The sequence below is a fragment of the Vibrio neptunius genome, from assembly GCF_000967495.1.
GTDB classification, from domain to species: domain Bacteria; phylum Pseudomonadota; class Gammaproteobacteria; order Enterobacterales; family Vibrionaceae; genus Vibrio; species Vibrio neptunius.
Genome location: NZ_JXXU01000010.1, coordinates 59,161 through 71,110, shown reverse-complemented (window position 1 = coordinate 71,110; position 11,950 = coordinate 59,161). Strand labels below are relative to the sequence as shown.

10 protein-coding genes, 1 riboswitch and 1 other annotated feature are annotated in these 11,950 nt (G+C 44.1%); of the genes, 6 read left to right on the top strand and 4 right to left on the bottom strand.

Features of this window, described 5'->3' with window-relative positions; translation table 11 throughout:
* Positions 1-29 precede the first annotated feature (29 nt).
* The 3 genes from purB to mnmA all read right to left on the bottom strand — a co-directional run bounded on the left by purB (position 30) and on the right by mnmA (position 3,318).
* Positions 30-1,400: an adenylosuccinate lyase gene (gene purB / locus TW84_RS04170; RefSeq protein ID WP_045974418.1), complete on the bottom strand. Its 1,371-nt coding sequence runs from the start codon at positions 1,398-1,400 to the stop codon at positions 30-32.
* A gap of 150 nt (positions 1,401-1,550) precedes the next feature.
* Positions 1,551-2,168 (bottom strand): high frequency lysogenization protein HflD, encoded by a 618-nt coding sequence (gene hflD, locus TW84_RS04165; RefSeq protein ID WP_045974417.1) that lies wholly within the window; start codon positions 2,166-2,168, stop codon positions 1,551-1,553.
* Between the two features lie 28 nt (positions 2,169-2,196).
* Entirely contained in the window at positions 2,197-3,318 is a 1,122-nt protein-coding gene (mnmA, locus tag TW84_RS04160) for a tRNA 2-thiouridine(34) synthase MnmA (protein ID WP_045974416.1), read from the bottom strand.
* A gap of 214 nt (positions 3,319-3,532) precedes the next feature.
* Here mnmA and TW84_RS04155 point away from each other — a divergent pair, with 214 nt between their 5' ends.
* Positions 3,533-3,781, top strand: coding sequence for a hypothetical protein (locus TW84_RS04155; RefSeq protein WP_240457217.1), 249 nt, complete (start codon positions 3,533-3,535; stop codon positions 3,779-3,781).
* A gap of 241 nt (positions 3,782-4,022) precedes the next feature.
* Entirely contained in the window at positions 4,023-5,327 is a 1,305-nt protein-coding gene (locus tag TW84_RS04150; protein WP_045974415.1) for an inosine/guanosine kinase, read from the top strand.
* 93 nt (positions 5,328-5,420) lie between these two features.
* On the opposite strand, the gene TW84_RS04145 is transcribed toward TW84_RS04150, so the two are convergent.
* Positions 5,421-5,828, bottom strand: a complete 408-nt coding sequence (locus TW84_RS04145) for an H-NS family histone-like protein (protein WP_045974414.1) — start codon at positions 5,826-5,828, stop codon at positions 5,421-5,423.
* Positions 5,829-6,440: 612 nt separating this feature from the next.
* Positions 6,441-6,623, top strand: a riboswitch (Lysine riboswitch).
* A gap of 113 nt (positions 6,624-6,736) precedes the next feature.
* On the opposite strand from TW84_RS04145, the gene TW84_RS04140 reads away from it, so the two are divergent.
* From TW84_RS04140 to hisC, 4 genes are all read left to right on the top strand, one after another.
* Positions 6,737-8,338, top strand: coding sequence for a Na+/H+ antiporter NhaC family protein (locus tag TW84_RS04140; RefSeq protein WP_045974413.1), 1,602 nt, complete (start codon positions 6,737-6,739; stop codon positions 8,336-8,338).
* A 174-nt stretch (positions 8,339-8,512) separates the two neighbouring features.
* Positions 8,513-8,649: a sequence feature (His leader region), on the top strand.
* 40 nt (positions 8,650-8,689) lie between these two features.
* Positions 8,690-9,586 carry an ATP phosphoribosyltransferase gene (hisG, locus tag TW84_RS04135; protein ID WP_045974412.1) on the top strand — a complete coding sequence of 299 codons (897 nt, stop codon included), beginning with the start codon at positions 8,690-8,692 and terminating at the stop codon, positions 9,584-9,586.
* A 5-nt stretch (positions 9,587-9,591) separates the two neighbouring features.
* Positions 9,592-10,884, top strand: a complete 1,293-nt coding sequence (gene hisD / locus TW84_RS04130) for a histidinol dehydrogenase (protein WP_045974411.1) — start codon at positions 9,592-9,594, stop codon at positions 10,882-10,884.
* A gap of 12 nt (positions 10,885-10,896) precedes the next feature.
* Positions 10,897-11,937 (top strand): histidinol-phosphate transaminase, encoded by a 1,041-nt coding sequence (hisC, locus tag TW84_RS04125; protein ID WP_045974410.1) that lies wholly within the window; start codon positions 10,897-10,899, stop codon positions 11,935-11,937.
* Positions 11,938-11,950: the final 13 nt, after the last annotated feature.

Sequence of the window (11,950 nt, the reverse complement as noted above, 5' to 3'; positions counted from 1 at the left end):
GTATTTTAGGACGAGACACATAGATTGTATTACAGCTTGTCGGTGAGCTCGATTGCTTGGCCAATGTAGTTAGCAGGCGTCATTTCTTTTAGACGCGCCTTTTCGTGCTCTGGCAGTTCAAGACCATCTATGAAGCGACGCATTGCCTCACCGTCAACACGTTTTCCACGTGTTAATTCTTTTAACTTCTCATACGGTTTTTCGATACCATAACGACGCATTACGGTCTGAACTGGTTCAGCGAGCACTTCCCAATTCTTATCTAGCTCAGCAAGAAGCGCTTCGCGGTTCACTTCAAGTTTGCTGATGCCTTTCAGAGTAGAAGTATAAGCGATCACCGCATAGCCAACACCTACACCTAAATTACGTAGAACGGTTGAATCTGTCAGGTCACGTTGCCAGCGAGAGATTGGTAGTTTTTGCGCTAAATGGCCGAATACCGCGTTAGCAAGACCTAGGTTACCTTCTGAGTTTTCAAAGTCGATTGGGTTAACTTTGTGAGGCATAGTTGAAGAACCGATCTCACCAGCTACTGTTTTTTGCTTGAAGTGACCGAGTGCAATGTAGCCCCAAACGTCACGGTCGAAGTCGATCAAGATGGTGTTGAAACGTGCAACCGCATCGAACAGTTCAGCGATGTAATCGTGCGGTTCAATTTGAGTTGTGTATGGGTTCCAAGTTACGCCTAGAGACTCAGTGATGAACTCTTCAGAGAACTGGTGCCAATCTACTTCTGGGTAAGCAGAAAGGTGAGCGTTGTAGTTACCTACAGCACCATTAATCTTACCTAGGATTTCAACGTTAGCGATCTGCTTGTATTGACGCTCCATACGGTATGCCACGTTCGCCATCTCTTTGCCCATAGTAGAAGGAGAAGCAGGCTGGCCGTGTGTACGAGATAGCAAAGGAATGTCACGATATTCTTCTGCTAAGCCTTTGATGGCGTTAATTAGGCGGCGAATTTCTGGCAGGATGACTTCATCACGAGCTTCTTTAAGCATTAGCGCGTGAGACGTGTTGTTGATGTCTTCTGAAGTACAAGCAAAGTGAAGGAATTCATTGACAGCATGAAGTTCTGGGATGTCAGCCACTTTTTCTTTCAGGAAGTATTCAACAGCTTTGACGTCATGATTTGTCGTACGCTCAATTTCTTTAATTCGAGCAGCATCTTCTTCGCTGAAGTTAACGGCAAGATCATCAAGAAACTGGTTGGCTTCTGCACTGAACGCTGGTACTTCTTTGATTGAATCAGTTGCGGCAAGCTTTTGCAGCCAACGAATTTCAACGATAGAACGGTACTTTAGAAGGCCAAATTCGCTAAAAATACTACGAAGTGCGATTGTTTTACTTCCGTAACGGCCGTCTACTGGTGAAACAGCAGTCAGTGCTGACAGTTCCATGATGTTCTCCTGAATTGAGTTTCTAAATTTTGTGTGCTTTATACCAATAACTGCGTGGATTGTCACGCACATTGCGCAATCGTTTGCGTTGAGTTTGTTTTGGTAGAAAAAGTCAGCTCGCGATAGGCACGAGCTGGAAAGTTTAAATGATTACATTCTGGCTAAAAGGATTTGAGCCTGTTCAACCATTTTTTTGCGTCCGAAAATGAGGTGACGACGCTTTCCGCCTACTTGGCGCCATAACACAGCACTGCGAATACCAGATAGTAACAAGGCTCGAACTTTATGTTGGTTACCTGTCTGTTGCAGTACAGAAGGGGTTCCAGTAACCTGAATTCTCGGCCCAATCGGGCTGATGACATCCAAATAGACGCTGGCAAGGTTGCTTATCATTTGGTCATCTAAGAGTTCAAAATGATCAAGTTGTCGCTCTATCATTTTAATTCGGTCGGCTAATTGAGACATCGCATCGTTGCGTCCACTCAGTTTACGTTCAAGCGCCATCAAGCTGATGATATAGCGAGTCACTTCACTGCCAGAAGGTGTGCTATCGATACCCTTCACCAAACATTCTAGGCCAAGTTTTAAATCCGACTCTCGACCATAAACACTGACGGTGTTATTTGGGTTTGTGTTTAAGATCGCTTTGAGCGAAGTTTCAAATGCATCAGAGTCACAGTGACCGTTTTTCGCGACCTGTTGAACCAGAGCGACAGCTTGGCATATTCCTGCAAATGCGATGGTACGGTCGTAAAGAGCGTTAGTCACGTCGTATTACTCCTGAAAAGACATTGAATTAAATACGTTTTTCAATGATGCCGCCACCAAGGCAAACATCATCCTTATAAAATACTGCTGATTGACCTGGGGTTACGGCTACCTGTGGGTCATCGAAAATGACTTTAATATTTTCATCATCAATTGGGATAATGGTACAAGGGATATCCGTTTGGCGATACCGTGTCTTCACACTGCATTGAAGTGGAGATTTGATAATTTCGCGATCGACCCAGTGCAGCTGAGAAGCAATCAATCCTTGAGATTTTAACAGTGGATGCTCAGCACCTTGCACTGCAATGAGTACGTTACGTTTAAGATCCTTCTCTGCGACGTACCATGGCTCTTCATTACCACCGCCGCCTTTCTGACCGCCTATATGTAAACCTTTACGTTGCCCTAATGTGTGATACATCAAACCTTGATGCTCACCGATCACTTTGCCTTCAGGTGTCTCAATCTTGCCCGGTTGTGCTGGCAAGTAACGAGATAGGAAGTCAGTAAACTTACGTTCACCAATGAAGCATATGCCCGTCGAATCTTTTTTCTTCGCGGTAATTAGATCTTGCTCTTCGGCGATTCGGCGCACTTCAGGTTTTTCCAGCTCTCCAACAGGGAATAAGCTGCGAGCGATCTGTTCACTGCTCAATGTATACAAGAAATAGCTTTGATCTTTGTTGCCGTCTAGGCCACGCAACATTTGCGGCTTGTCACTATTCTCAGGGAAAGTACGTCGAACATAATGACCCATCGCAATGTAATCTGCATCGAGAACTTCATCTGCAAATTCAAGGAAAGCTTTGAACTTGATTTCTTTGTTACAAAGGATGTCAGGATTCGGTGTGCGACCAGCTTTGTATTCCGCCAAAAAATATTCAAATACATTGTCCCAGTATTCAGCGGCAAAGTTGATGGTGTGGAGGTGTATACCCAATTTATCGCAAACAGCTTGAGCATCAGCTAAGTCTTCTGCAGCTGTACAGTATTCTTCGTTATCGTCTTCTTCCCAATTCTTCATGAACAGACCTTCAACCTGATAGCCTTGCTGCTTGAGGAGATACGCGGAAACGGATGAATCCACACCACCGGACATGCCGACGATAACTTTCTTTTTACTGTTGTCAGTACAGTTCTCAGACATTACTAAACACCACAAAATTTAACTGGAGGCAGATTTTAACAGAAAGCGTTTCGAGGTGACAGTTCCGAGATCGAACTCACACTTCAATTTTGCCGCAATTTTACTCGTTCACGATCTTAATCTGCGAATTTTCACTACAGACAGGCTATATGTGGCATAGTTGGCAAAATTCAAGTGAACTAAGGTACAAAACGTGAGTGATGATAGCCAATTCATGGCGGAAGCAGAGCTGATTGAAATTGTTGAGAATCAGCTGGAAGATGGTGAGCCGCTAAAAGTAAAAGAAACTTTGATGCGTTTGATGATGACGGGAACGCCGCGAGACGAGGCTGTCGCGATGATGGCATGTGCTGTCTCTATTGAGATCTTCGACGTAATGAAAAACGAAGGTGAGTTTAATCTCAAACGTTATTCAGAACACCTTGACCGTTTGCCAGATATCAGTTTTATGGAAGGTGAATAAGCGGTAACCCTATGCCAGCTGGTCATCAGTTGGCTTGTTACATCGCGGTGTAGCTCGTCAAACTTTAGCGGTTTCCTATTTACAATTATTTGTGTTTTAAGTGCCGCCTATTTATCACCTATCAAGAGATAGAATTTTAATTTCCCCCGCAAACGTTTGCTATAATTCCGGTTATTGCCGCGTTAGATAGTGCGCGGTAGAATCCGGCATCTTTTGACCCCTTATCTCAGAATATTTTGTTATGAAGTTTCCAGGCCAACGAAAGTCCAAGCACTATTTTCCTGTCCATGCGCGCGACCCTTTAGTGAGTCAATCTCAAGAGAGCAAGAAAATGTCCAGCACGCATATTATCGGTATTGACCAGACTTTGGTGGATATTGAAGCGAAAGTCAGCACGGAACTCATTGAGAAATATCAGTTGAGTAAAGGTCACTCACTCGTTATTGACGATGTGACCGCGGAAGCGCTGTACAATGAGCTGAAGGAAAATGGACTGATTACCAATGAATATGCGGGTGGTACTATTGGTAATACTCTTCACAACTATTCTGTTCTTGCTGATGACCGCTCAACACTTTTGGGAGTCATGAGTCAAGATATTAAGATTGGTAGCTACGGTTTCCGCTATTTGTGTAACACTTCCAGTCGAATGGACCTGAACTATTTACAGGGTGTTGATGGTGCTATTGGTCGCTGCTTTGCTCTGATTTCTGATGATGGTGAGCGCACTTTTGCCATTAGCGAAGGTCAGATGAACCAGCTGCATCCGAATAGCATTCCAGAGAAGATTTTTGAAAATGCGTCTGCTTTAGTGCTTACGGCTTATTTGGTTCGCTGTAAAGAAGGTGACCCAATGCCAGAAGCTACGATGAAAGCGATTGAATATGCGAAGAAGTATAATGTTCCTGTCGTGCTCACACTTGGAACGAAATTCGTTATTCAGGATGATCCGGTATTTTGGCAAAACTTTTTACGTGACCACGTGAGTGTTGTGGCTATGAATGAAGACGAGGCAGAGGCGTTAACGGGCGAATCTGATCCATTAGCGGCGTCAGATAAAACGCTCGAATGGGTCGACCTAGTGCTATGTACTGCGGGCCCTGTAGGTTTGTTTATGGCGGGTTACACGGAAGAAGCCGCTAAGCGTCAAACTTCTCTGCCGTTACTTCCTGGAAGTATTGCTGAATTCAACCGATATGAGTTTAGTCGTCCAGCTGCAAGATGGGCCTGTGATAATCCAATTAAAGTATACTCACATATATCTCCTTATATGGGTGGGCCAGAAAAGATTAAAAATACCAATGGTGCTGGTGACGCTGCATTATCAGCGCTGTTACACGATATGGCTGCGAATAAATACCATAAAGAAAATGTGCCTAACTCGAGTAAGCATGCTCATGCGTACCTGACATATTCTTCTTTCTCCCAAGTATGCAAATATTCAAATCGTGCCAGCTATGAAGTGTTAGTTCAGCACTCTCCGCGCTTGTCTCGAGGTTTACCTGAGCGAGAAGACAGCCTAGAAGAGGCATACTGGGAACGTTAATTAGGGTATTAATTATATAAAAGCCTCGCTATAGCGAGGCTTTTTATTGAGCGATAAAACGCTAGCAGCTAGCGTTTTATAAATTCAACCAGATTAGATTAGGAAGTCGTCTAGTGACTTACCAGAGTCTAGCTGTTCTTGGATTACTGAAGGAGTTCGACCTTGACCTGTCCAAGTCTTTTCAGCACCAGTATTATCCAGATATTTGTATTTTGCTGGGCGAGGGGCACGCTTAGGTTTTGCTTTACCTGCTGCTTCACCTGCAAGCGCAGAAATAACCATGTCCTTATCTAGACCAAGTTGTTTAATTTGTTCTGCAATATCTGCCAACTTGGCTTCTTGTGCCGCTTGAGCTTCGCGTTCTGCTGCTTCTGCTTCTTTGCGTTCACCGACAACGGTTGATAATTTGTCTAGAGCTTCCTCTAGTTGTTCCAGAGTTAAGTCACGTGCGAATGCGCGTAGACTACGAATGTTTAATAGAGTTTTAGTTAGTTCCGACATGTAAATTCCCACTTATTTAAGGAGCCGATAAAATAAATATTAAACCCGTATTATTCGCAATACAATATTTTCTGGTTAAATTGTTATAAAAATTTATTAATTAATCGTTAGGTCATTTGAATAATGAGACCTTTCTAATTAACCAACCAATTCTTGTTGCATAAAATATCGGGAGATTTGTGATTTTGACAATACTTATAGCGGATAAGTTTCATACGTAAACAGATATTTGTTTTACAGTATCAAAATAATTTGAATTATCCTTTTGTCAGCTAATTATCAAGATAGTAACAAATCTTCATCAATTCACGAGTTTTTCTCTAGAGTTTTCGTTTTTAGAGCTTAATATCTAGATTTAGACGTATAAATCAGTATTCGCAAGTTAAATTATGAATAATGAGTGCCATGTGCCACAGTCTGGCTATGATATTAGTTGAGCTTTATGCAATAGCTAAGAAACCTTCAGTATTGTTTAGATCACAATATAGAGGCTGGAATTTTTGGCATGATGTATTGAAATAGGGCTTTAGATGAGTACAATGGGCGCCACCTAATGCGATAGGTTGGTTAAATTGTTGTAAGATTTTGTTAATGACAGTTTTAAACACCAACAATCGCGGTAGAGGCGCGAGATAGATCAGTAGCATTTGTTGGGGTGATGCCAATGAGCAAATGTGAAAGGTTATTTTGCCGAAGTGAGTAATCAAATCAAAGGTGCTTGCTGGGGTTACACTCGAAAGGGGTAACACTGCCATAGTCTATAATTTTGTAAAACTATGGAGCGCTACTGTAGGGCTGGGTGAAGCTTTCGCTTCCCTTTCGCTTGGTTCAACTTGATTGTATGGAAACTTTTCCTCCAATCTGTCTGCAGTAGATCTCTAACCATTTATTACTGGTTTTTGAAGATCATGAATTTAATTGATTTTGCATCATCTCCTATCTCTTTGTTACCACCACTGGTGGCTCTGAGTCTAGCAATTATTACCCGTCGTGTGCTGGTGTCTCTGGGCGTAGGTATCACGCTGGGCGCTATCCTTCTCAATGATTATTCTATGGGGAGTACGCTCAGCTATGTCGGTTCAACGGTATCAAGCGTCTTTATCGAAGATGGCGGTATTAATACTTGGAACATGAGTATTGTTGGTTTCTTACTCTTACTGGGCATGATGACAGCGTTGTTAACCTTGTCAGGTGGGACTCGCGCTTTTGCTGAGTGGGCCCAATCACGAGTGAAAAGTAAGCGTGGCTCAAAGTTACTAGCCGCTTTTCTAGGCGTATTCATTTTTGTTGATGACTATTTTAATAGCCTAGCCGTTGGCGCGATTTCTCGACCTGTTACAGACCGTTTTTATGTATCCCGCGCTAAGTTGGCCTACATCTTAGACTCAACAGCAGCACCTATGTGCGTGATCATGCCAGCCTCTAGTTGGGGGGCTTACATCATGACGATTATTGCTGGTATTTTGGTATCCCATGGTATTACTGAGTATTCAGCACTTGGTGCTTATGTACGTCTTATCCCAATGAACTTTTACGCTGTTTTCGCTTTGCTAATGGTATTTGCAGTGGCTTGGTTTGGTCTTGATATTGGTAAGATGCGCAACCATGAAATTGCAGCATCTCAGGGACACGGCTTTGATAAAGAACAAGCTGATGACTCTCAGGAAGCACATGATATCAATGAAGAATTGGATATTCAGGAAAGTGAAGGCGGTAAAGTTTCCGACTTAGTTCTACCGATTGTATTCCTGATTGTCGCAACTATTGCCTCAATGCTATATACAGGCGGACAGGCATTGGCCGCAGATGACAAAGCGTTTTATGTTCTCGGTGCATTTGAGAACACAGATGTAGGCACTTCGTTGATCTATGGTGGTCTTGTCGGGTTGGCTATAGCTCTGTTTACGGTGCTTAAGCAGGGCATCGCATTTAGCGAAATAACGCGTACTCTTTGGATTGGCGCCAAATCGATGTTTAGTGCCATTTTGATCCTTATTTTTGCTTGGACTATTGGTTCTGTTATCGGCGATATGAACACGGGTAAATACCTATCAACATTAGCACAAGGCAATATCAATCCTGATTGGCTACCTGTTATCCTGTTCTTGCTATCTGGTCTTATGGCTTTCTCTACCGGTACATCATGGGGTACGTTTGGTATTATGCTGCCAATTGCTGGTGATATGGCAGGTGCCACAGATCTTGCTTTGATGCTGCCTATGCTAAGTGCTGTGTTGGCAGGCTCAGTATTTGGAGATCACTGTTCACCAATTTCAGATACGACAATTCTCTCTTCAACGGGGGCACGTTGTAACCATATTGATCACGTAGCGACTCAGTTGCCTTATGCATTATCAGTTGCGGCTGTCTCTTGTATTGGTTTCATCACACTGGGTATGACCGCATCAGTAGGCATTTCTTTCGCTGTTTCGGCGGTTGCTTTTGTAGGCGTTTGTGTTTTGCTATCGATTCTTTCAAAAGCGAAGATGGCAAGCTGTCAAAACGTTTAATGAGCTGAACGATAAAAGAATTTTAAAGGGAGCTTTCGCTCCCTTTTTATTTGTATTATACAAATTGAAAAAATCTTCAATTTTTAGTTGAAAAATGGATTTGCCTTAGTTAGTGTGGTTACCAAGCAAGCGAACTGAAGAGCTTATAAGTATGCGTAATTTTGTAATGAACATTCATCACCATCATCACCCAGTCTAGTCTTTCGGGAGATGTACGCATACCCGGGAGATAGGAAACTCCCGGAGGCAGAAATCGCAAACTACAAGATTCAGAACCCTCGGGAGACCAATTCTTCCGAGGGTTTTTTAGTTTTAACGATTTAAAAATTAATTTGCACAGGGATAACAGCAATGCAAACACAACGCCTAAGAATCGCAATCCAAAAAAAAGGTCGCCTAAGCAAAGAATGCCAAGAACTGCTTAAAAAGTGCGGCGTAAAATTCAACATCATGGGTGAACGTCTGGTCGTTCACTCGCTGAACATGCCTATTGATCTGCTGTTAGTCCGTGATGACGACATTCCTGGTCTAATTATGGATGGTGTTGTTGACCTTGGCTTTATTGGTGAAAATGAACTTGAAGAAGTTCGTCTTGATCGTAAGGCGCTTGGCGAGCCATGTGAATTTGTTCCACTTCGTCGTCTAGATTTTGGTGGTTGCCGTTTATCTATCGCTATCGACAAAGATGAAGAATACAACGGTCCTCAGGATTTAGCAGGTAAACGAATTGCCACTACCTACCCACAATTGCTTAAAGCTTACATGGATCAACAAGGTGTTCCATTTTCTACCTGTATGCTGACGGGTTCTGTAGAAGTTGCCCCTCGCGCGGGTCTTGCCGACGCCATCGCAGATTTGGTTTCTACAGGTGCGACACTAGAAGCGAATGGCTTAAAAGAAGCTGAGATTATCTTCAAGTCAAAAGCGACGCTGATTCAACGCACCGGTGAATTCGATGCAGATAAAGTAGCACTAATCGAAAAACTGTTGACTCGCATGCAAGGCGTACAGCAAGCAAAAGAGTCGAAGTACATCATGCTACACGCATCAGCTGAGAAACTAGACCAAATCAAAGCATTGCTTCCTGGCGCAGAAGACCCAACGGTATTACCTCTATCTGCTGACAAGCAAAAAGTAGCGGTTCATTTGGTTAGTACTGAAAACCTGTTCTGGGAAACCATGGAACAGCTAAAGGAACTGGGTGCGAGCTCAATTCTAGTCCTACCCATTGAGAAAATGATGGAGTAATTGCAATGAGAACCGTCGTATGGCAATCGCTGAGTGAAACGCAGCAAGAATCGATTCTAGAGCGTCCGGCAATCGCAGAGAGCGCAAACATCACGGCTGCGGTTTCTGAAGTAATCGCAAAAGTTCGTAAAGAGGGTGATGCTGCATTATTGGAACTGACTGAGAAGTTTGACCATGTGAAGCCGGAATCCATTCGTGTCTCAGCACAAGAAATTGATGAAGCGTCTGCTCGCCTTTCTGAAAAGATGAAAGATGCGCTTGAGCAAGCTTATGCAAACATCTCGAAGTTTCATAAAGCACAGAAGCCACAGCGAATCAAAGTAGAGACTCAACCGGGTGTGCTTTGTGAGCAGGTAACGCGCCCGATTCAAAAAGTGGGTTTGTACATTCCGGGCGGGAGTGCGCCATTGCCTTCGACGGTTTTGATGCTCGGCGTTCCTGCAAAAATTGCGGGCTGTCGTAAAGTGGTGTTGTGTTCTCCACCGCCAATCGCAGACGAGATCCTTTATGTCGCGCAACTGTGTGGTATTGATGAAGTGTACAACGTCGGTGGTGGTCAAGCAGTTGCTGCGATGGCTTATGGTACCGAGACGGTATCCAAAGTTGATAAGATCTTTGGCCCGGGTAACGCTTATGTGACGGAAGCAAAACGTCAGGTGAGCAATGATTTTCGCGGTGCGGCGATTGATATGCCAGCAGGCCCATCTGAAGTGCTGGTGTTGGCCGATGACACTGCGGATCCTGACTTTATCGCTGCTGATTTGCTAAGCCAAGCGGAGCACGGTCCTGATTCTCAAGTGGTACTTGTGACTCCTTCTCCTGTTATTGCAGATCAAGTGACGGATGCGGTTCAACGTCAGCTTAAGGATCTATCTCGCGCGGACATCGCCGAACAAGCATTGGCCTCAAGCTTGATCATCATTGCCGAGTCTCTTACTCAATCGGTTTCCATCTCGAATTATTACGGTCCTGAGCACTTAATTGTTCAGACAAAGAATCCACGCGAGCTTCTGCCGCTGCTAGATAACGCTGGATCGATTTTCTTAGGTGATTGGTCGCCTGAATCAGCAGGTGATTACGCATCTGGCACCAACCACGTTCTTCCTACTTACGGTTACACACGCACGTATTCAAGCTTAGGCTTAGCGGACTTTTCGAAACGTATGACGGTTCAAGAGCTGTCTGCTGACGGTCTCAAAGGTCTAGCACCAACCGTGGTCACCATGGCAGAAGCGGAAGGTTTAGATGCACACAAACGTGCAGTGACTATCCGTGTAGAAAAATTGGCAGCTAAGTAAGAGGATATTGAGATGGAAAAGCTAGCGCGCAAACAGGTTCAAAAACTGACCCCTTATTTATCGGCTCGTCGTATCGGTGGTACAGGTGATGTGTGGCTAAATGCCAACGAATCGCCATTTAATAATGAATACAAAACAGACTTTGCTCGTCTTAACCGTTACAGCGAATGCCAGCCTCAAGAACTGATTTCTGCTTACGCAGCCTATGCAGGTGTCAAACCAGAGCAAACACTAACATCTCGTGGTGCGGATGAAGGTATTGAACTACTGATCCGTGCTTTCTGTGAGCCGGGTGAAGATGAGATTCTTTACTGCCCACCGACTTACGGCATGTACGCCATCAGTGCAGAAACTATCGGTGTAGAGCGTAAAACTGTGCCGCTAACGTCAGATTGGCAACTTGATCTTGCAGGTATCGAAGCCAATCTAGATAACGTGAAATTGGTTTTTGTATGTTCGCCAAACAACCCAACAGGTAACTTGGTTAAGCGTGAAGATATTGTGTCTCTGCTTGAGATGACAAAAGACCGTGCAATCGTGGTGATGGATGAAGCGTACATCGATTTTTGTCCAGAGGCGTCAACGGTAGACCTACTGGCGCAGTACCCGAATCTTGCGATTCTGCGCACTCTGTCGAAAGCTTTTGCGCTTGCTGGTCTGCGGTGTGGATTTACGCTTGCGAACGAAGAGCTGATTAATGTACTTCTGAAAGTGATCGCACCATACCCAGTACCGGTTCCAGTGGCGGAAATTGCTACCCAAGCGCTTTCTGAAGCAGGCCTAGCGCGAACGAAGTTCCAAGTTCTCGATCTGAATGCAAACCGTGCTTACTTGCAAGTTGGTCTTTCAATGATTCCGGATTTGGAAGTGTTTGAAGGGTGGGGAAACTACCTATTGGTGAAATTCCCAGATGGCGATGATCTTTTCAAAGCCGCTTGGGAGACAGGCATTATCTTGCGTAACACGCCAATTGAGAACTGCGTGCGTATCAGTGTCGGTAACCGTGACGAGTGCGAAAAAACACTCGGATTTGTTAGAAACTACTACTCATAAGTAGAGACAAAAT